Source organism: Delftia acidovorans SPH-1 (assembly GCF_000018665.1).
GTDB classification, from domain to species: domain Bacteria; phylum Pseudomonadota; class Gammaproteobacteria; order Burkholderiales; family Burkholderiaceae_C; genus Comamonas; species Comamonas acidovorans.
Window position 1 is genome coordinate 2238236 of sequence record NC_010002.1, and the last position, 18988, is coordinate 2257223.

The window sequence follows — 18988 nt, forward strand, 5'->3', positions numbered from 1 at the left end:
CGCTGGTAAGCTGATTTGCATTCATGAAAAACCAACCGCCCACCACCTGGGATGACCTGCGCGTGCTCCTGGCGCTTCACCGCCACCAAAGCCTGCTTGCCGCAGGCGCTGCCCTGGGCCTGTCCACCTCCACCGTCGCGCGGCGCATCGAGGCGCTGGAGCAATCCCTGGGCCGCGCCCTGGTACACCGCAGCAGCGCAGGGACGACGGTCGAGCCCGATGCAATGGAACTGGTGGAACTGGCTGAGCAGTTCGAGCTGGGACTGGGCGGCATCAAGCGCGACGACCGGCCCGATGAGAAGGCCCATGCGCTGACCGGCACCATCCGCGTCAGCATGGGCGAGGGCTTCGTGAAGCCCGTGACCGCCGTGCTCTCGCAGTTGAGAAGCGCGCATCCCGGGCTGCATATCGAAGTGGCCGTGGAGTCGCGCTTCACGGATGTCGGGCGGCGCGAAGTGGATGTCGCGCTCAGGGTCGGGCGCTCCAGTTCGGCCGTGGTGGTGGAGAAATGGGCGGGGCAACTGACGTTTGGCCTGTACGCCTCGCACGGCTATGTCGAGCAGCGCCTGCCGGATCGCCACCTGCGCGTGCAGGACTTCGCCAGCCACGATTTCGTGGGACAGGACCTGGCCACCGGCCGGCAGGACGCATCCAACCAGTGGCTGGCCAGCCGGGGCGCCACCCGGTTCGTCTTTCGATCCGGCTCCGACATGGCCCGCCAGGAGGCCACGGAGCAAGGGCAGGGCATCTGCCTGCTGCCCGACGCCATGGCCCATGCCGTGCCCGGCCTGGCACGGCTGGAGGTGGACGCGCCACTGCCATCCTGCCCGGTGTACCTGGCCTATCACCGCGACCGCCGCAACGTGCCGGGCGTGCGGGCGGTCATTGACGCGCTGGGTGCGGCGCTGGCAGACGGGCTGCAACTGCCAGCAGAAAAGGCGACAGTGGAACGACCCTGAGTCGAACTTCGCCTTGCTGCGGCTGACAACACGAAACGGAAACGTTTACTTCAGGCTGCGACTTCCGCGAGCAAGGTTTTGGCGGCAAGCTTGCCGAGCGCATTGCCAGCCAGCGGGCTGTCGCCCGTGATGAGTTGCCGGTCCCGGTGCACCGCGCCCGAGATGCCATCGTTCACGATCTCGATTCCCAAGGCCTTGAGTCTTTCGCCGAACTTCCAGGTCAGGTGACCCGGCATGTAGCCGATGTCGGGGGTCTGCGCATCGAGCGCGTCGGGAAAAGCACATATCTTGTAGCCCCGGTAGATGTCGCTGTCGCCAACCGCGAGGAATGCGGCAGGGCCGTGGCACAGGGAGATGACGAACCGGTTGTGGGCGGCCGCCCATTTCAGCACCGCCCCCACGTCACGGCTGTCGGGCAGGCCGATCAGTGCGCCATGCCCGCCAGGCACGAAGATGGCTGCATATTGCTCCAGGCCCTGCGCAAGCACAGACGACAGGCGCAACGGCTGCTTGAACTGCGGGTGGTACTTGTCGAAGAAGCCCTTGACCGTCTCGTCTTCGGAGGGCATGGCCCAGAACTCGAACTTGACGGGGTTTCCCGAAACCGTTGCCACGTCGAAGGCGAAGCCTGCCTTGTCGAGGTGGTACATGGGCAGCAAGGTTTCGACCGGATGGTTGCCGGTGGAAAAGAAGCTGCCGTTGTCGGTCAGCAGGTAGCGCTCGTCCGCGCCGATCATCAGGATCTTCTTGCTTCCTTGATAGGTTGTCGCGTAATCGGCATCCCGCAGGTCGGACTTGGGCGACGTGAACTGACTGAGCGAGTAGCGGGATGGAAAGAACGCATTGAACTCGGCCGGATCAGGTTGAGGTTGCTTGTCCGGGGTCGCTTGTTCAGCCATGGGGTACCTCTCGGGTAGGTTGCGGAAGGTCCAACGATGCTGCGGCAAAAATCCTGTGGCAGTGAGGCATTTCCGTCAATGCAGTGCAGACAAAGTTGACGATCCGTTTGTAGCCTCTGGTCAGGATCTCCGGGAGCCCTGCATCTGTTGGATGTTCCCGACCGAGCCCATGTCGTTCTTCGTCGCAAGACTCAGAGCCAAACCTTTCTAACCGGCGCGGCCTGTGCGGCTGATGCGGTGTAAGAGTGGCTAACACCACCGATCCACGAAGCGCGCACAGATGATCGCCGCTGCCAGTTTCAGCAGCGCTTCGTGGATATCCAGCCGTCGTTCAAAGCGGATTCGCAGCTTGCCAAAGCCTGCAAACCAGCTGTGCGTCCTCTCCACCACCCACCGGTGTTTGCCCAGCCTCTCGCTGCTCTCAATGCCTCGTCTGGCAATCCGGCCAATGATGCCCCGCTGCCTCAGGTGGGCTCGGCATCGCTTGAAGTCGTAGCCTTTGTCGGCGTGCAGCTTTGCCGGTCTTCTACGGGGACGTCCTGGCAGGCCAGCAATCGCAGGAATCGCGTCCACGCACCTCTCGAACATCTTGGAGTCGTGCCGGTTCGCGCCGCTGACCAAGATCACCAGCGGGATGCCTCTGGCATCTACGACGATGTGCCGCTTGGAGCCGAGCTTGCCTCTGTCCGTGGGGTTTGGGCCCGTTTCCTGGCCCCCCGGGGGCTTGGTACCGAGGAGCCATCAATGCTGGCCCGGCTCCAATCGATTTGGTCATGTTCACGCAAGCGAGTCAGCATGGCTTGGTGCAGCTGCTCCCAGACACCAGCGGCATTCCAGTCGCGCAGACGCCGCCAGCAAGTCATGCCGCTGCCGTAGCCCAGGGATTGGGGAAGGTCTTCCCATGGAATGCCTGTTTGCAGCACGAACAAGATGCCGTTGAGGGCAGCTTCATCGCTGACTGCGAGTTTGCGCGCACCGCCTTTGGCAGAAGGCACGAAGGCTGGGATCAGGGGTTGTAGCTGTCGCCACAGTTCTTTGCTAACGGGTCGTCTTGCCATGAGGGCAGCGAGCATAACTGCTCTGCGGGGGCCTGTGACGAAGTGGTGTTAGCCACTCTAAGTGCACTTCAAGGCCTTCGGGTCTCTCGATGCGCCAGTCGCTGTTGCTGCATGAATGGCGCTTGCAGGCAATGGCAGGTTCAGGCTCGGTGGCTATCGCTGGTTGCGCATCAGTTCACCGATCGCAATCAGCCTGAATCTGGCGGCCAGCAGTCGGCTGTCGACCCTGAGCCGCCGTTCAGCTAGAAGCTCTAAAGCTGTCATTCAGCCATGATGGCCAAAAAATCCTTCGATTTCCAGCTGCCCCATGTCTCATGGATGCCGCAAGTCGTGCCATTTCACAAACATACGACCCATTGCAAATAGGCCTGCTCGGTGCGTAGGCTATAGTGATCGTACGAATTCGCTCACGGACCTGATCCAGCAACCGTGTGGCGCGCTACATAGGAGGGCGGCGGGTTTCATGGTTGAATTTAGCACTGCATATTTACACAGCATGCATACCGCAAAGCTAGGCTTCAAACCGCTTGCCGATTTTTCTGTGCCAATTAGACCGCACGCGCTAGATATGGCTTGTGGGTTGGCGCGGTCTACACGGACAGGAGTATCAGGAGTACATGAAGTGCAGCGTGAGTGCCGTTCCCCAGTTGGCTGACCGCCGTGCCGCCTGACCCTTCCATCGAGAGGACGTCGCCTCTCATGTCAAACGTTTGTCATTAGAGGAAATTACATGAAAAGAGTGAGTATCAAAGGGATTGCCATTGGAATATTCTGCGATCTATTTCTCAGTCTTATTTTGGGAATCGGGCTGACGATTGCTTTCGTTGATAGTTCACTGATAAATCAGCCTCCAGAAAGACTTGAGGCGGCATTACTAAAACTTAGCAATTCAAATCTATATCTAATCACCTGTCTTGTTTTGGGTATTATGGTCACCGTATTCGGTGGATATATTGCAGCACGCATTGCAAAACAAGCGCAATATATAAACTCCGGGCTAGTGGGGCTGGCGGGCATAATTATTGGTATATTTATGGCCGACGGATTACCGCTCTGGTATAGCATCATATCATTCCTATCAATAATTCCCGCCGCCCTTCTTGGCGGTTACTTCGCAAGAGTTAGCCATTCGCCGCAACTGACCGCCTTTGGTCGCGGCTGAGCTCAGCCGTTGAGCATCCGATTTTATTGGCGCCACTGACAGTTCTTGGCCGGCTGCGACTGTCTCCGACCGACCCACAGCAGCAAATTAGATAAAAGCAGACGCTGCTTTGCGGCTTAACTCAAGATTAGTTTTCCACATCTATGGACCTCTCGGAACTTTGGAAGTCTACGCCGGCAGTAAGCGCGGCAGTCGTTGCAGTTGCTGGAGCGCTATACAAAGCGATGAAGACACTGCTCGAGTTCAATGACGAATATCTCAGTAAGCGGCAATTCAAGCGGCACTCATTTCTGCGTGGCGAAGCTGAGCAGCACCGAGAATTAACGGCATTTATCGAAGCCGCCAGGCATGAGGCTGTCTTTCGTTCAACATTCGGCAGACCTGCCTCACCACGAATGGCGGCAGCTGTCATGGCCGCCTACCAATCTGGGCACTTCTCGCTGGAAGAGCTGCGAGCCAGCTTCCTCTACTCGAAGATTGAGGATGATGGTTCGCTTGTAGTGACCCCTGGGAAGTCCGGGGGACTGATACTGGGTTTTACGATTTTTTTCATCGTTGCGATGGCTGGGTATTCTGCTGTTGTGGTGGTCTCTCTCTTAAGTCTCAAGAGCGTTCTCCCTTCAATAGCAGCATTGATTGTGCTTGTATTGACCTTTGGCTTGTTTTGGTTTTTTGGGCGGGATGCGAGATCGGTTCTCTTGGCCAAGAAAGTCGAGCGAAAACTGGTAAAACTCTCGACTGAGAAACCGAACCTGCCTCCATTGAGGGAGCAGCCTACAACTGCAGTTCATATTGAACGTTGAGTGACTTCTTATTATTTCTTCCACTGGCAGCTCCTGGCCGTCTGCCGTCGTCTGAGAAGGCCGCCTCTTTGACGATATTGATACGCAGCCAGCAATCTCTTGCCGCCCAATCCTGCCGACATCCCGTCATTGCGGCTGTCCAGGCGTTCAACCCTGGCGCCCACCCACCACCCCAGCACAGCTTTTTTCGCCTGCGCCCGACCGCCGCGAGCAAGCTTGCTCCACGCCATGATCACTTCGGCAAGATCATCGTCCTCGCAGTAAAGATAGGCAGTCGGCACCCCGAGGACTTGCGCAATCCGGTGAGACATTTCCACGGATGGTCGCCATCGTCGTATCCAAGCCGAAGACAACCATCCTGGCTTGCCTTCCGTTCTACGAATTCCGTAGAGACGCCCATCGCCGATTCAACGAGCATCGCAGGATGCCTCATCATCCCGATCCTTCATCGGCTGCTTCTGCAACGCCTCGGCTCGACGACCTCGCCATCGACGCCGTCCTGCACATGGGCGCCGCGCTGGATGTGCTGGACCTGCACGCACGCCACAACATCACGGCCATCAATTGCGTCTGCCGGGACCTGCTGCGTATCTACTACGTGAAGGCCGATCAGGCGCAGTCGCTGGAGCCGCAGGACAAGGAATTGCTGGGCCTGCTGCACGACACGGCGGTGAATCTGGGCTATGCCATCGAGGTGGTGGACCATCTGAATGGCGACGAGGCCGATGACCCCATCCTCTATGCCGTGAGCTATCTGCTCAAGGCGGCCAAGCGGTTTGCGGATGAGGGCGTGGCGGTGGGATTGGCGTGCGGGGCTTGCATTTGAAATAAGTGGTTGCTAAAGTGTCGCCATGCCCGAGAACGACATCTTCAAGGCCCTGGCCGACCCTACGCGCCGCTCCATCTTCGAGAAGCTGGCGGCTGGCAGCATGCATGCCAGCGCGCTGCGCGAGGGGATGGAGATCAGCCAGTCGGCCATGTCCCAGCATCTGGCGGTGCTGCGCAACGCGGGGCTGGTGAGCGAGCAGCGGCAGGGGCGCTTCATGCATTACGAGGTTGATCCCGAAGGGCTGGCGCAGATTGCGGGCTGGCTGGCGAAGTACCGCGCCTACTGGCCGCAGCGCGTGGATGCACTCAAGGGCCTGCTCAAGGACATGGACCAATGAACAAGATGAGCAATATGGACACCGACGATGCGGCCCGCGAGCTGGTGCAGGAGTACGCGCTGGACGCCCCGCCCGAGAAGGTCTGGCGCGCTCTGAGCATTCCCGAGCTGCGCGCGCAGTGGCTGCCGGGCACCGAGCATGCCGAGCCTTTGCGGCAGGTGCCGCAGCAGGAACTGCGCCTGCGGCTGCGCGAGGCGGAGCCGCCCTTTCTGGAAAGCACGGTGGACCTGCAGATCAGCCCCGGCGCCGATGGCGGCACGCTGCTGCGCATCGTCCATGTGCTGACCGATGCGCGGGTGCAGCCCGCCAGGGAAGCGGCCAACGACGGCGGCTTCCTGATGTACGCGACCTGATACACCTGACCTGATACACGCGACCTGAAGCCCTGCCCCGGCAACGGGGCATGCGGCGCAGGGCCGCAGCCCTTTCTTTTTCACCACTACACACAGGAGTTCGCCCATGCGCGAATCGATGATGCTCGTCCCCATGGTTGTCGAACAGTCGGCGCGCGGAGAGCGGTCCTTCGACATCTACTCGCGCCTGCTGCGCGACCGCGTGATCTTTCTCAACGGCGAGGTCAACGATGCGGTCTCTGCCCTGGTCTGCGCGCAGCTGCTGTTCCTGGAGGCGGAGAACCCGGACAAGCCCATCCACCTCTACATCAACTCGCCGGGCGGGGTGATCACCAGCGGCCTGGCCATGTACGACACCATGCAGTTCATCAAGTCACCCGTGCACACGCTGTGCATGGGCACGGCGCGCTCCATGGGCTCCTTCCTGCTCATGGCCGGCGAGCCCGGCCACCGCATGGCCCTGCCCAACGCCAGCCTGCACGTGCACCAGCCGCTGGGCGGCGTGCAGGGCCAGGCCTCCGACATCCGCATCCATGCCGAGGAAATGCTGCGCACCAAGGACCGCGTGACACGCCTGTACGCACAGCACTGCGGCCGCAGCTACGAAGAGGTGGAACGCGACCTGGACCGCGACCGCTTCATGACCGCAGAAGAAGCCCGCGAATGGGGCCTGATAGACAAGGTTCTGGACCGGCGCACGGCAACCCCCTGAGCCGCAGCGCCAGCAGGGCGCAGCGCACCGCGCGCCCCCTTCTCCCCACTCCCGTATGTCCGCGCCTGCGGCGTGGCGGTTGCGGGGTTGCAGTCCTGCCGAAGGACAGGACTGCTTCGTCATCTGACTCGCCGCAGTTGTTTGAGCGGCGCGCGAAGCGCAAAGCGAGTTCTGCGGCAAACCCCGCAACCGCCACGACGCAGGTTGCCCGCAGCGAAGCGAAGGGGTCGCGGACATCCGGGTCGCCTTCTTTGATCTGACCTTTCTTGGCGAATCAAGAAAGGGCAGTCGGCCGCCGGGCCGAGACCCGGCCTCGAAAAACAACCACCCGGCAGGGGCAAGAAGCAGCCCCCTGGCCCACGCCAGAAGGCTAACCCCGCCCCCTCATCACCCCCGCCAACAACGGCATCCCCGTCCTCCGAGTGAACTCCTCATAACTGATCGGCGCACTCATCCGCGTATCCGGGCTGTTGGCCTGCCAGTGCGCCCAGGCACGCCCCGTGCTGGCGTCGTAGACCAGCTTGAAGATATGGCTGGGCACATGGACCTTGCCCGGCCCGATGGTGAGCGGCTGGCCGTCGAACACCGGGCCGGTGAACACATAGACATCGCCCTGGGCGCGCTGGGCGTAGCGGCGCGTGTCCTGCTCGACCTTGCTCCAGACGCCGCCGTTGTGGGTCTGGTCCTGCGGAACCATGTTGGCCAGGCTGAAGCTCTGGGCCATGGCCTCGGGCGAGTACATATCGCCGGCCGGCGCCATGTGGCCGCGCGAGTAGCCGGAGCGGCGGTAGTCGTCCAGTTCGGCGCGCTCGGCGCGGGGCAGGCGGGCATCGGCATAGAACTTGTCGCTGCGCTTGAGGCCCTGGCCCTGGTCCAGCAGTTTGCGGTTCAGGCGCTCCACCACGAAGACGGGCGTCTTGGTCTGGCCGCTGTGCAGCACGGCGAAGGCGCTGAAGCACAGCTCGCGCTGCTGGGGCTGGATCTGCAGGGCAGGGGGCTCGCCACCGGGGAAGAAATCGCGGCAGTGCGAAAAGCCCGTGGCCATGCTGCCGGCAGGCGGGCTGCCGCCACCGGAGGCCGTGCCCGAACCTGTCTCCGGCTGCTTGCGCAGGTGCTCCAGCCCCGGGATGGGCAGGGTGGACAGGAAGGGCGGCTCGGGAAGCTTGGGGTGCCAGTTCGGGTCCAGGCTGCAACTGGCGATCTGGAAGGTGCCCGCTGCCGCCACAAGGGCGGCGAGCATGGAGCGCCACAGTCCGCTGCGGCTGGAGGCTTTCTTCTTGGAGGCGGGGGAGGAACTGCGCTTGCGCGCGGAAGGCTTCTTGTTCTTGACAGTCATTCGGGGGCGGCAGGCGCTGGCCGCTGGGAGGCAAGTCCGCGATGGCGCGGGTTCTGATTCGGGTCCTAGGAATTCTCCTATGTTTCCAGGCCCCCAAATGTTTCCAGATGCCCTGAAAGCGGGCCGCGCATGGCCTGATGTCAGGTCTTGGGCTGGAGACGGGCTGCCCGGTGTTCGGCAGGCGCGCCGAACCAGCACAGCGCCAGGGCCAGCACCGCGATGCCGCCCAGCGAAAGAAAGGCCGCATCAAAGCCGAAGCGCTGCGCAATCCAGCCCGCCAGTGCCGGGCTGGCGGCCGCGCCCAGGCCCTGCAGCGTCATCACGGCGCCCAGGCCTGCGTTGACGTGGCCGGTGCCGCGCAGCGTCTGCGCGACCAGGCCTGGCAGGGCAACGCCCAGCAGCCCCGCGCCCACGCCGTCGAGCACCTGCACGGGAATCAGCGCCCAGTCCGAATCCCAGGTGGCGGCAACCAGGCCGCGCAGCGGCAGCGACAGCAGGGCCGCCTTGACCAGCAGCCAGTAGCCGCTGCGCTGGGCGTGGCGCCCGGCGAGCAAGGCCATGGGGATCATGACCAGTTGCGCCACGATGATGGTCAGCGCCGTGAAGCCGCTGGGATTGGCATGGCCGCGCGCCACGGCAGCCTGGCCCAGCAGCGGCAGCATGGCGGCATTGCCCAGGTGGAACAGCAGCATGGCCACGGCGAGCACCCGCAGCGCCGGCGTGCCCGTGAGCGCGTGCAGCAGGCCGGGTGCGCAAGGCCCGGCCTGCTCTGGGCGCGGCGTGTCTTGCGGGGTTTCATCCAGCCGCATCAGCGCCAGGCAGGCCAGCGAGGCGCAGCCCATCAGGGCCATGAGCACGAAGACGGAAGGCAGTCCCCAGCGCAGGCCCATGGCCCCCGCCAGTGCGGCCGTGGCCACGTTGCCTGCGTGGTTCCAGGCTTCGTTGATGCCCAGCTGCCGGGGCAGGTCCGCATGGCCGGTGATCTGCAGCGTGATGCCCAGCAGGCAGGGTGCGATCAAGGCCGCGACCACGCCGGTGATGACCTGCGATGCCGCCGTCACGGCCAGCGATGGTGCGATCCAGATGGCCAGGTTGCCCGCCAGCAGCAGGGCGATGGCCGCAGCCAGCAGCCTGCGCTTGCGGCGCGAGGCATCGACCAGCGCGCCCAGCGGCGTGGTGGCCAGCATGCCCGCGATGCCGCCCAGGGCCATGACGTAGCCGATGTCGTCCAGCCGCCAGCCCTGGGCGAGCAGGAACACGCCCAGGAACGGTCCCAGGCCGTCGCGCACATCGGCCAGGAAGAAGTTGAGCCCCGGCAGCCAGCGCCGCGCATGGTGGTGTGTGCGGTGCATGGCGGCTTCCTTCAGCGCAGGGGGCCCTTGAACACGAAGAAGGCGCCCAGGCAGATGAAGCCGAAGCCCACCAGGTGGTTGAGGGTGAGCTTCTCGCCCAGGTAGAGCACGGAGAAGACGGCGAACACCACCAGCGTGATCACCTCCTGGATGGTCTTGAGCTCGGCCGCGCTGTAGACCTCATGACCGAGCCGGTTGGCGGGCACGGCAAAGCAGTACTCGGCCAGCGCGATCAGCCAGCTCACCAGGATGACGAGGTACAGCGGCCGGTTCTCGAACTTCAGGTGCCCGTACCAGGCGAAGGTCATGAAGACGTTGGAGATCAGCAGCAGCAGGACGGGGGCGATCTTGGGGGACATGGCGGGGTTCGGTGAAGGCGGGAAAGCAGGAAAGCAGGAAAGCAGAACAGCAGAACAGCAGAACAGCAGAACAGCAGAACAGCAGAACAGCAGGAAGGGGCAGGAGCCCGCCCGGCCCCGGGGACCGGGCGGTGGCGTCAGCGCGCGCGGTCGTACAGCGGCTGCAGGTCCGACAGGCTGGCACCCATGCTGGTGGCCTCCAGCGAAGTGCCGTGCGCGTTGCGCGTGCCCAGGCCCGAGGCGGCAAACAGCTGCCCCTGCTGCAGCGGCTGCTGCAGCGCATGGGGGGCAAAGCGCACGATGGCGCCGTCGGACAGGATGACGCCGTTGGCATCGCCGCGCGGGCCGGTAAGGACCACGTCAATGCGGCCCTGGGCCTGCTGCGTCTGCAGGCCGGCCATGCGCAGGTGCGGCGGCATGGGGCGCGCGCCGTCGCGGGCGGGCGGTTGGTCGTACACGGTCTGGCCGCTGGCCGAGTTCACGATGGCATCCGCCTTGACCGCACCACCGGCTTCGCTGCGGCCGATGATGCGCACCGTGTCGCCCACCTTCACGGCTGCCGTGAGCGCGTCGGACATATGCGGCGGGAATCGGACCACCGTGCCGTCGGTCAGGCGCAGGCCGTCCACCTCTCCATACGGATTGGTCAGCAGCCGGGCGACGGCGCTTTCGAGCACGGCCTGTGCGTGCGGCGCGCCAGGCCCTGCAGGGGCGAAGCCGCCGGGCGGCACGGCATGCGCATTCAATGCGCTGGAACCCAGCCACAGAACGGCGGAGGAAAGAACAAATCGGGACATGAGGGCTCCTTGGTTGGCGATGGACACGCATCCGTCAATGCAAGTGCCATGCCATCAGGAATCCTCATGAAATCAATAACTTGCAGAGGATGCTGCGGGCCCGGTGTCCGATGCGGAGACAGCCGGTGTCACCGTATCGGACACATGCGGCGCCGTCCGTGCGTCCGTGCGTCCGTGCGCCCATTGCGGCCTCAGCCCAGCCCGAACTCCGCCAGCTTGCGGTACAGCTGCTGGCGCGACAGTCCCAGGCGGCGCGCGGCCTCGGCACGGTTGCCCGTGGCGGCGGCCAGGGCACGCGTGACCATTTCGCGCTCCAACTGGGCGACGGCGGCGGCCAGCGGGCCGTTCCAGTCGATGGCGGGCCCGTGCGCCGCGGCAGGCTGCAGGCCGATGTGCTCGGCCCCGATGACCGGCCCGGGGCACAGCAGGGCCGCGCGCTCCATGGCGTTGCGCAGCTCGCGCACATTGCCGGGCCAGTCGTGCGCCAGCAGCAGCTGCGCGGCGTCGGCACCCAGGCGCTTGGGCGAGGCGCCGCCGCCTTGGCGCAGGAAATGCTCGGCCAGCAGCAGCACGTCGCCCAGGCGCTCGCGCAGCGGCGGCAGGTGCACGGGCACGACCTGGAGCCGGTACCAGAGATCCTCGCGAAAGCGACCCTCCTTGACGGCGGCGGGCAGGTCGCGGTGCGTGGCCGCGATGATGCGCACGTTCACGGGCAGCGCCCGGCTGGCGCCCACGGGCGTGATCTCGCGCTCCTGCAGCGCCCGGAGGATCTTGGCCTGCGTGGGCAGCGGCATGTCGCCCACTTCATCGAGGAACAGCGTGCCGCCCTGCGCCTCGCGAAAGCGCCCTGCGCGGTCGCTGGCGGCGCCCGTGAAGGCGCCCTTCACATGGCCGAAGAGTTCGCTTTCCATCAGGTCGGCCGGAATGGCCGCGCAGTTGACGGCCACGAAGGGGCGCTCCGCCCGGGCGCTGTTGCGGTGCAGGGCTCGGGCCACCAGTTCCTTGCCCGTGCCGGTCTCGCCCAGCACCAGCACGGTGGCGTCGCTGTCCGCCGCCAGGCCGATGCGCTTGAAGACCTGCCGCATGGCCTCGCTGCCGCTGACCAGTTCGGCGTCATCGCCTTCCGGCTCCTGGTTCTGCGCCGGATTCTGTGCGGCGTTCTCAGGGCTGCCGGCCTGGCCGGCACTGAGCAAGGCGCGCTCCAGCACCTCGACCAGCGAGGTTCTGGCAATGGGCTTGGTCAAGTGATCGAAGGCGCCCAGGCGCATGGCCTCGATGGTGTTGCTGCCGCTGGCATAGGCCGTGAGCATGATGCAGGGCGCCCGCGAGAGGCCGCGGGCCTTGCGCAGGAAGGCCAGCCCGTCCTCGCCGGGCATGCGCAGATCGACGATGGCCACATCCACCGAACCGCCCTGCAGCACCTGCAGCCCCGCCGCCACCGTGGGCGCCGCGCTGACCGCGTGGCCCAGGTCGCCCAGCATCTCGGCCAGGCTTTCGCGGAAGGCCGTGTCATCGTCAACGATCAGGATGCGGGCCATGGAAATTCCATTTCTATGCGGGTGCCTTGTGTTGTCTTGCCCAGCGCGATGCGGCCGCCATGGGCCAGCACGATTTCGCGCACCAGCGCCAATCCCAGCCCGGTGCCGCCGGGGCGCGCGGTGGTGAAGGGCTCGAACAGCGTGTCGCGCAGCTCGGGCGCAATGCCCGTGCCGTCATCGGCCACCCACAGTTGCAGCGGGCTGTTGCGGTGGGAAACGGTGGTGCCGCTGCGGTCCGCGCCCAGTTCCACCCGGCCGCCGGCCGCCGTGTGCGCCAGGGCGTTGAGAAGCAGATTGTCCAGCGCCCTGGCCATCTGTGCGGGGTCCAGCAGAGGGCGGCGCCCATCCTGCAGGTCCCGGGCAAGGCCGGCGGACACTGCCGTTGCCAGTTGCACGCCCCTGGCCTGGGCCAGCTCGGCATGTGCCTGCAGCCTTTCGTCCAGCAGCTGCTGCAGGTCCACCGGCTCCGGCTGCACCCGGAAGGGCTGGGTCAAGGCCAGCAGGCTCGATACCAGGTCTTCCAGGCGCGCGGTCTGGGCCAGTACGGCCTCCAGTGCGCCCTGGCTGCGCGCTTCGCGCAGTGGCGCGGGCGCTGCCAGCGCGTTCTCGGCCTTCATGCGCATGGTGCCCAGCGGGTTGCGGATCTCGTGCGCCAGGCCTGCGGACAGCCGGCCCAGGGTGGCCAGCCGTTCGGCGCTGAGCAGTTGCTGCTCCATCTGTGCCGACTGCCGCTGCCAGCGCCGGAGCATTCTGCCCAGCCACAGGCCCGAGACCAGGACCATGCCCAGCAGCAGGCTGACGGCAAGGATGAGGGGGTTGACCACGTCGGCGCTGATCAGGGGGACGCGCATCAGTGTCCAGGCCACCAGGGCGGGCGCATCGGCCTGGGCCGGGCAGGCGGCAAAGACCACCGCCTCGCGCAGGCCGGGGCGCAGGTCGGTCACCAGGCCTGCGCTGTCCCGCGCGCGCTGGGCGGTGGAGGCGATGCGCTCCATCTCCGCACTGGGCGCATCGCGCTTGATGCCGGAGCCGTCATAGGTGGGAAAGGCATAGGCCACCACGCCAGGGCCCTCGCGCCAGAAGCCGCCTTCCATGCCGGGGCGCTCGCGCAGCGCCAGGTCCAGCACGGCCTGCGCGGCGGACCGGGCCTGTGCGCTGGGCGTGTCCGCCATCAGCCCCGCCAGCCCCATGCGCGCGGCCCCGGCCTGCAGTGCGCTGCAGCTGACGCCTGCGGCGTCGCGGGCGCGGGAAACCTGCTGGTCGGTGCCCTGCCGTGTCAGCAGCAGCAGCAGCCACGCCAGCACCAGGGCGACGGCCGAGATGGTGAGCCAGAGGATCACCAGATCCCGTTGGATGGACTTTTGCGGGGACAGGGCCGGCTCCTGAAAGTGATGCGCTGGAACATACACCGAAAGGGGGTCCGCGCCTGGCAGCCAGGGCCGCGTCGTCCTGCGCGGCCGCTGCGAAAGTAACGCCGTGGCGCGTCGGCGTTACGTGACATCGCCCGTAACGCCGCGGGGTGACATGGCGGCGGTTGTGCGTGGCTGTTCAAATAAATCAATAGGTTACAGATGGATTTGCGTTGGATGAAGACGTCCAGGCCCATGGCACGCTTGTTGCAACAGGATGCAAAAAGCTTGTCGCAGTGTCTGGAAAACCGGGCACTGCGCCACCCGCCCCATCGATCGCCGTCTTTCGGAGGAGAAACCATGGCCGCTGTCTCGTTGTCGTTTGCAGGCGTGCCTCTGCCGCGACTGCGCGCCCACCCGGACAGGGCGCGCAGCAAGCCGTTGAACGTGCCCGCCTCGTTTGCGTCTGCGGCGGTGCCGCGCGCTTCTGGCTTTGCCTCTGCGCGCGAGGCCGGTGATGGAGGCGCGCATGCACAGATGGCGCCGGTGGCAATGCTGACGCGCGTGAGCGAGGGCGTGCGCATCGTGCGGCGCAACGATGTGATCGCGGCCCAGGCCGGCGCCGTGCTGCAGCAGGGCGACCGCGTCATCGTGCCCCAGCAGGGCGGCGCGCAGGCCGTGTTCCAGGAGCAGGACGGGCAGGCGCTGCTGGGCAGCTTCGCTGGTGGCACGGACGCCACGCTGGCGTATTTCAGCCGCAAGGCGGATGCCTGCTCGGTGGTCTTTGACCTGGTGGCCGGCCATGTGGACCTGGCGCTGTCGGCCGTGGATGCCGGCGTGCTCGGCGGCGGGCCGTCCGGCCGGGGGCGCAGGGCGATCGGATTTCACTGCTATTCACAACCCATTGCAGGCCGTTGAATGAAGGAGCACACCATGCACGACGACATCATCGAAGCTCCGCCCGGCGACACCCCCGTGGACCTGGCCATCTGGCTGTCGCCCCTGCAGACCTGGCGCAGCGTCTACGGCAACGGCTTCTGCGAGGAGGCCATGCGGGTCTGCGTGGAGCGGCTCACGGGCCTGGGGATTGATGCCGAATCGTTGGAGCGTGCGGGCGACACGGTGCTGGTTCGGGGCTTCGATCCCCGCACGATGGCTGACACGGTGCTGCCCGGCAATCAGGCCCGGCATGGCTGGATGCATGCGCTGGAGTCCGCCCTGGTGCGCGACCCGGTGGTGGACGGCGCGCGCCAGGCCTATCTGCGCGCCGAGGTGCAGGCGCTGGGCTGCGTCTCCCTGACGGGCCTGCACGAGATACGCGGCAAGGGCCACGCCACGGCGGGCGTCCAGGACATGGCGGTGCGCAGGATGCACCCCAGGCTGATCAAGGCCTACCAGGCCGACATGCAGTTGGCGGGCCGCCTGCTGGACGACCTGCGGCTGGGCCACCTGGCGCTGGCATTCCAGCCCGTGACGCTGCTGGAGCCGGCAGGCATGGCAGGCGGGGGCAGTGGGGCCGGCGCGGGCCGCACCCTCTACCACGAGTGCCTGCTGCGCCGCAGCGTGTTCTCTGCCTACGACAACTACGCCGTGCCCCACGCCATCGAGGCGCTGGAGCGCCTGGGCCTGGCCGCGCGGCTGGACCGCAGCGTGCTGTGGTCGGTGATAGGCGCGCTGGAGATGGAGACCGGCCACAGCCTGGGCTGCAATCTGTCGGCCGCCTCGTTCTGCGATGACGCCTGGTGGGATGGCGTGTTCGACTACCTGGAGGACCGGCCCGAGATCGCCCAGCGCCTGGTGCTGGAGATCACCGAGACCGGCGCCTTCCCCTGCGAGAAGGCCGCGCTGGGCCTGGTGCGGCACCTGCAGATCCTGGGCGTGCGCGTGGCGCTGGACGACATCGTGCCCCGGCGCGGCGGCCTGGACATTCTGGGCAAGCTGCGCGCCAACATCGTCAAGATCGACAAGTCCGTGCTGGACCAGAGCCTGCAGGCCCGGCCTTCGGCCCGGATGATGCAGGGCCTGGTCAGCCTGTGCGCCGACCGGGGCGCCTGCGTGATCGTGGAAGGCATCGAGTCCGCCCAGGGCCTGGAGGCCGTGGCGCTGGCGGGAGCCCATGGCGCGCAGGGCTTCTTCATCGCCCGGCCCTCGCTGCATGGCCTGCTGGACCAGGTGGTGCGCGTGGAAGACGTGCTGGAGGTGCTGGAGGCGACCGAGGTGCAGGACGGCGACGAGCTGGACATGGCCCTGAGCTGGAGCGGCATGGAGCGCATGTCTGCCCTTGTGGCGGCCTCAGCCGTGTCTGGTGGAGCCGAGGTGTCGGCCGCCGAGACCGGCATGGGCACGGGATTTTTCCTGCGGGCGCGGGCCTGAGGCCTGGACCGATCCCGGCCCTGGCCCGGGCCGGTGCGGCACCTCACTCCAGCATCAGCGGGGCGGCCTTGCGCCGCGCCATGGCCAGGCGGAACAGGTCCATGAAGCGCGGGGCCACGTTGGAGATGTGAAAGCGCTTGCCCGTCTCGCGCGCGGCCCGGCCGTAGCGCTGGCGCCGGGCCGGGTCGTCGCGCAGCTGGCGGATGGCGCCTATCCAGGCGTCGTCGCTGTCGGGCAGCAGCAGGCCGTTGACATCGTTTTGCACCAGCTCCGGCACAAAGCCCCAGTTCGATCCGATCACGCAGCCGCCGCGCGCCAGGATCTCCATCAATCCCCAGTTGGCCACGCCGTAGCGCAGCGGATAGAGGAACAGGTCCACCGAGGCCAGCGTGCGCGCGAACTCGTCATACGGCAGCTTGCCCGGGAACTCCACCACCTGGGCGGCCGGGTGGATCTGCAGAAGATGGTCGCGGAAACTGGCCACCTTGCCCTGGTAGCGGCGCTCCACCCATTGCTGTTCGTAACCGTAGGTCACGGCCGTGGGGTCGCCCAGGGCGATGAAGCGCATCTGCTGGCCGTCGCCCTCGCGCACCAGTCGGTCGACCAGGCGCATGAAGGTCTCGAAGCCCTTGGAGCTGGACAGGTCGCGCGATGAGAAGGCCACGGTGAAGCGCGTGTCCTGGCGCGGCGGCGGCTCGGCCTGCTCGTCGGGCGCCTGGATGTCGAAGCCCTCGAACTGCACGGCCACGCGCTCCTGCAGCAGCGGCGGGAACAGCGAGCGCGCATGGGCGCTGGGCGCGATGGTCAGGTCGCTGCACAGCACCTGGTGGTAGTGCAGCATTTCCATGTTGCGGTCGGCCAGGCGCTGGGACAGGTCGGGCGGGTAGTCGGGCTCGTTGCCGTGCACGCGGTAGCTGGGGAACTCGATGTAGCTGACGATGGCCGCATCGATCTCGCCGTACAGCAGGTTGGGCGCGGCCCACAGCGAGTGGGCGACCACCACGTCGATGCGTTTTCCCTTTTCCTTCTCGAAGGCCTGCAGGCCCTGCAGCAGGCCGCGGCCTATGCGTGCCGAGCGCTCCACCTTGCTGGAGTAGTAGTAGCTTTGCGGGCCGACGATGTCGCCATCGGGCCGGAACGACAGCAGGTGGTCGCACTGGCTGGCGTAGTTCTCGGCATGGCCGGGCATGGTCATGAACCAGCTGTCGGCCGCGCCGCTGGCGCGAAGGTGGCTGCACAGCAGGCTGTACTGGCTGGGGTAGACGGCGCTGACGAAGATGATGACCGGCTTGTCCTGCATGTTCGTGGAAGTCTCCATGGCGTGGGGAATGGGGATGTGTCGGAGGGCGTGCTCAGCCCGGCACGGGCACTTCGGGCTCGCCGTCGCTGATCTGGTACTTGCGCATCTTTTCCCAGAGCACCTTGCGGCTGATGCCCAGGTGCTGGGCCGTGTTCTGGCGCTTCCAGTCGTTGGTGTTGAGCGCCGCGATGATGCGGTTGCGCTCGTCCATGTCCCAGTTGCTGCGGTCGGCCAGCAGGGGCTCGGCGGCGCCGGCGTCCGGCGGGAAGGTGGTGGCCGACAGGGCCTGGGCGTGCTGCAGGATGCGCTGCGTGGCGCCGTCGGCGTTCCAGTCGCGCGTCTGGCGGGCGGCCACGCCGATGCGCTCGGCCAGGTTGCGCAGCTCGCGCACATTGCCGGGGAAGTACATCTGGGCCACGGCGTCGAGGATGAAGAAGGGCGGCTCGCCCAGCTCCTTCATCGTGGCCTCGCCCACCACCTTGTGCAGGATGGCGTGGAAGATGGCCAGCTTGTCGGCCTCGCCGCGCTCCTCCAGGCTGGGGATCTGCAGCTCGATCACGGCCAGGCGGAAGAACAGGTCGGCCCGGAAGCGCCCCTCGCGCACCAGCCCGCGCAGCGGCTTGTTGGTGGCCGCCACCAGCCGGAAATCCAGCCGCACGGCGGCGGCCGAGCCCAGCCGCGTGATGGCGCGCTCTTCCAGCACGCGCAGCAGCTTGACCTGCTGGTACAGCGGCAGGTCCGCGATCTCGTCCAGGAACAGCGTGCCGCCGTTGGCCTGCTCCAGATAGCCCTTGTGGGCATTCACCGCGCCCGTGAACGAGCCCTTGGCATGGCCGAAGAACAGGGACTCGAACAGCCCGTCCGGGATGGCGCCGCAGTTGACCACCACGAAGGGGCCCTGGCCGTAGCGGTTGTTGCGCTCGTGCAGCCGCTCGGCAATGCGTTCCTTGCCCACGCCGGTCTCGCCGATGATGAGCACGCTGTGCTCGCAGTCGGCAAAGGTGTCCACGTCGCGCAGCAGGCGCTGCATGCAGTCGGCCACGGCGATGATGTCCTCCGAGCGCTGCACCTGGCGCTGGTTGCTCTGCATGCGCCGCAGGATGCGCACCAGCATGGCGCGCAGCTCGGCCCCCGTGAAGTCGAAGGGCAGCACATGCGAGTACTCCATGGCATAGGTGCCGGCGTTGGCGTCGCGCTGCTTGGCGCTGACCCACAGCACGGGCATGCCGAAGGTGCCCTCCACGCCCTGGCGCGTGAAGCGCGCGCCCTCCAGCACCGAGACGCTGACCACGGCGATCGCATTGCCCAGCTCGCTGGTGTCGGCGGGCAGGGCCAGCCCGTCGGCGCGCACCACGTCCACGCCCAGGTTGAGCACGCAGCGCTCCACCCGCTCGGCGATGTCGGCCTGGCCTTCCCAGACATAGATGACGAGCTCGTCCAGATTCACGTTGCATTCCCTCGTTGTCGATTCA

Annotated in this window: 20 protein-coding genes; 9 read left to right on the plus strand and 11 right to left on the minus strand. The window is 66.1% G+C overall.

Annotated elements, in window-relative coordinates; translation table 11 throughout:
* Positions 1-23 precede the first annotated feature (23 nt).
* Entirely contained in the window at positions 24-959 is a 936-nt protein-coding gene (locus DACI_RS10225) for a LysR family transcriptional regulator (RefSeq protein ID WP_012203970.1), read from the plus strand.
* A 50-nt stretch (positions 960-1009) separates the two neighbouring features.
* Here the strand turns inward: DACI_RS10225 and hchA are convergent, their stop codons facing one another.
* Positions 1010-1858: a glyoxalase III HchA gene (gene hchA / locus DACI_RS10230; protein WP_012203971.1), complete on the minus strand. Its 849-nt coding sequence runs from the start codon at positions 1856-1858 to the stop codon at positions 1010-1012.
* Positions 1859-2107: 249 nt separating this feature from the next.
* Positions 2108-2916 (minus strand): IS5 family transposase gene (locus DACI_RS31130; RefSeq protein WP_085930546.1). Its coding sequence is split into 2 segments (ribosomal slippage): positions 2108-2586 and positions 2586-2916, totalling 810 coding nucleotides; the frame shifts between segments, so codons are not numbered across the junction.
* A gap of 730 nt (positions 2917-3646) precedes the next feature.
* On the opposite strand from DACI_RS31130, the gene DACI_RS31930 reads away from it, so the two are divergent.
* Positions 3647-4078, plus strand: a complete 432-nt coding sequence (locus tag DACI_RS31930; protein ID WP_157059640.1) for a hypothetical protein — start codon at positions 3647-3649, stop codon at positions 4076-4078.
* A 224-nt stretch (positions 4079-4302) separates the two neighbouring features.
* Complete coding sequence (locus tag DACI_RS10245) at positions 4303-4881, plus strand: DUF1129 domain-containing protein (protein WP_157059641.1); 579 nt, start codon at positions 4303-4305, stop codon at positions 4879-4881.
* A gap of 11 nt (positions 4882-4892) precedes the next feature.
* Here the strand turns inward: DACI_RS10245 and DACI_RS32365 are convergent, their stop codons facing one another.
* A complete protein-coding gene (locus DACI_RS32365; protein WP_192812315.1) occupies positions 4893-5198 on the minus strand; it encodes a hypothetical protein in 306 nt (101 codons plus the stop codon).
* A 107-nt stretch (positions 5199-5305) separates the two neighbouring features.
* On the opposite strand from DACI_RS32365, the gene DACI_RS10255 reads away from it, so the two are divergent.
* The 4 genes from DACI_RS10255 to DACI_RS10270 all read left to right on the plus strand — a co-directional run bounded on the left by DACI_RS10255 (position 5306) and on the right by DACI_RS10270 (position 7112).
* The gene (locus DACI_RS10255; protein ID WP_050771833.1) at positions 5306-5707 is read left to right on the plus strand and encodes a hypothetical protein; all 402 of its coding nucleotides are present in this window, start codon (positions 5306-5308) and stop codon (positions 5705-5707) included.
* A 25-nt stretch (positions 5708-5732) separates the two neighbouring features.
* Positions 5733-6047 (plus strand): ArsR/SmtB family transcription factor, encoded by a 315-nt coding sequence (locus DACI_RS10260; protein ID WP_012203973.1) that lies wholly within the window; start codon positions 5733-5735, stop codon positions 6045-6047.
* Entirely contained in the window at positions 6044-6400 is a 357-nt protein-coding gene (locus tag DACI_RS10265) for an SRPBCC family protein (protein ID WP_012203974.1), read from the plus strand. The genes DACI_RS10260 and DACI_RS10265 overlap by 4 nt, the downstream gene beginning before the upstream one ends.
* Positions 6401-6506: 106 nt before the next feature.
* Positions 6507-7112 (plus strand): ATP-dependent Clp protease proteolytic subunit, encoded by a 606-nt coding sequence (locus DACI_RS10270; RefSeq protein WP_012203975.1) that lies wholly within the window; start codon positions 6507-6509, stop codon positions 7110-7112.
* Between the two features lie 370 nt (positions 7113-7482).
* Here DACI_RS10270 and DACI_RS10275 read toward each other — a convergent pair whose 3' ends face one another.
* The 6 genes from DACI_RS10275 to DACI_RS10300 form a co-directional block, all read right to left on the minus strand.
* On the minus strand, positions 7483-8448 hold the full coding sequence (locus tag DACI_RS10275) for a DNA/RNA non-specific endonuclease (RefSeq protein ID WP_012203976.1): 966 nt from the start codon (positions 8446-8448) through the stop codon (positions 7483-7485).
* 140 nt (positions 8449-8588) lie between these two features.
* Positions 8589-9800, minus strand: coding sequence for an MFS transporter (locus tag DACI_RS10280; protein WP_012203977.1), 1212 nt, complete (start codon positions 9798-9800; stop codon positions 8589-8591).
* A gap of 11 nt (positions 9801-9811) precedes the next feature.
* A complete protein-coding gene (locus tag DACI_RS10285) occupies positions 9812-10159 on the minus strand; it encodes a DMT family protein (protein WP_012203978.1) in 348 nt (115 codons plus the stop codon).
* Positions 10160-10296: 137 nt separating this feature from the next.
* Entirely contained in the window at positions 10297-10956 is a 660-nt protein-coding gene (locus DACI_RS10290) for a hypothetical protein (protein ID WP_012203979.1), read from the minus strand.
* A gap of 191 nt (positions 10957-11147) precedes the next feature.
* Positions 11148-12494 carry a sigma-54-dependent transcriptional regulator gene (locus tag DACI_RS10295; RefSeq protein ID WP_012203980.1) on the minus strand — a complete coding sequence of 449 codons (1347 nt, stop codon included), beginning with the start codon at positions 12492-12494 and terminating at the stop codon, positions 11148-11150.
* A complete protein-coding gene (locus tag DACI_RS10300) occupies positions 12479-13903 on the minus strand; it encodes a sensor histidine kinase (protein ID WP_012203981.1) in 1425 nt (474 codons plus the stop codon). The genes DACI_RS10295 and DACI_RS10300 overlap by 16 nt, the downstream gene beginning before the upstream one ends.
* A gap of 300 nt (positions 13904-14203) precedes the next feature.
* On the opposite strand from DACI_RS10300, the gene DACI_RS10305 reads away from it, so the two are divergent.
* Positions 14204-14761, plus strand: coding sequence for a hypothetical protein (locus DACI_RS10305; protein WP_043781120.1), 558 nt, complete (start codon positions 14204-14206; stop codon positions 14759-14761).
* A gap of 15 nt (positions 14762-14776) precedes the next feature.
* On the plus strand, positions 14777-16216 hold the full coding sequence (locus DACI_RS10310; RefSeq protein WP_012203983.1) for an EAL domain-containing protein: 1440 nt from the start codon (positions 14777-14779) through the stop codon (positions 16214-16216).
* A 43-nt stretch (positions 16217-16259) separates the two neighbouring features.
* On the opposite strand, the gene DACI_RS10315 is transcribed toward DACI_RS10310, so the two are convergent.
* Positions 16260-17534 (minus strand): glycosyltransferase, encoded by a 1275-nt coding sequence (locus tag DACI_RS10315; RefSeq protein WP_192812316.1) that lies wholly within the window; start codon positions 17532-17534, stop codon positions 16260-16262.
* Positions 17535-17568: 34 nt separating this feature from the next.
* The gene (locus DACI_RS10320; protein ID WP_012203985.1) at positions 17569-18963 is read right to left on the minus strand and encodes a sigma 54-interacting transcriptional regulator; all 1395 of its coding nucleotides are present in this window, start codon (positions 18961-18963) and stop codon (positions 17569-17571) included.
* Positions 18964-18988 lie beyond the last annotated feature (25 nt).

Coding starts and splice junctions, on each gene's coding strand:
- DACI_RS10265 (WP_012203974.1), top strand. CDS start 6,044: ATGAACAAGATGAGCAATATGGACACCGACGATGCGGCCCGCGAGCTG.
- DACI_RS10255 (WP_050771833.1), top strand. CDS start 5,306: ATGCCTCATCATCCCGATCCTTCATCGGCTGCTTCTGCAACGCCTCGG.
- DACI_RS10310 (WP_012203983.1), top strand. CDS start 14,777: ATGCACGACGACATCATCGAAGCTCCGCCCGGCGACACCCCCGTGGAC.
- DACI_RS10245 (WP_157059641.1), top strand. CDS start 4,303: ATGAAGACACTGCTCGAGTTCAATGACGAATATCTCAGTAAGCGGCAA.
- DACI_RS31930 (WP_157059640.1), top strand. CDS start 3,647: ATGAAAAGAGTGAGTATCAAAGGGATTGCCATTGGAATATTCTGCGAT.
- DACI_RS10280 (WP_012203977.1), bottom strand. CDS start 9,800: ATGCACCGCACACACCACCATGCGCGGCGCTGGCTGCCGGGGCTCAAC.
- DACI_RS10305 (WP_043781120.1), top strand. CDS start 14,204: ATGGCCGCTGTCTCGTTGTCGTTTGCAGGCGTGCCTCTGCCGCGACTG.
- DACI_RS10295 (WP_012203980.1), bottom strand. CDS start 12,494: ATGGCCCGCATCCTGATCGTTGACGATGACACGGCCTTCCGCGAAAGC.
- DACI_RS10270 (WP_012203975.1), top strand. CDS start 6,507: ATGCGCGAATCGATGATGCTCGTCCCCATGGTTGTCGAACAGTCGGCG.
- DACI_RS10285 (WP_012203978.1), bottom strand. CDS start 10,159: ATGTCCCCCAAGATCGCCCCCGTCCTGCTGCTGCTGATCTCCAACGTC.
- DACI_RS10290 (WP_012203979.1), bottom strand. CDS start 10,956: ATGTCCCGATTTGTTCTTTCCTCCGCCGTTCTGTGGCTGGGTTCCAGC.
- DACI_RS10225 (WP_012203970.1), top strand. CDS start 24: ATGAAAAACCAACCGCCCACCACCTGGGATGACCTGCGCGTGCTCCTG.
- DACI_RS10315 (WP_192812316.1), bottom strand. CDS start 17,534: ATGGAGACTTCCACGAACATGCAGGACAAGCCGGTCATCATCTTCGTC.
- DACI_RS10260 (WP_012203973.1), top strand. CDS start 5,733: ATGCCCGAGAACGACATCTTCAAGGCCCTGGCCGACCCTACGCGCCGC.
- DACI_RS10275 (WP_012203976.1), bottom strand. CDS start 8,448: ATGACTGTCAAGAACAAGAAGCCTTCCGCGCGCAAGCGCAGTTCCTCC.
- hchA (WP_012203971.1), bottom strand. CDS start 1,858: ATGGCTGAACAAGCGACCCCGGACAAGCAACCTCAACCTGATCCGGCC.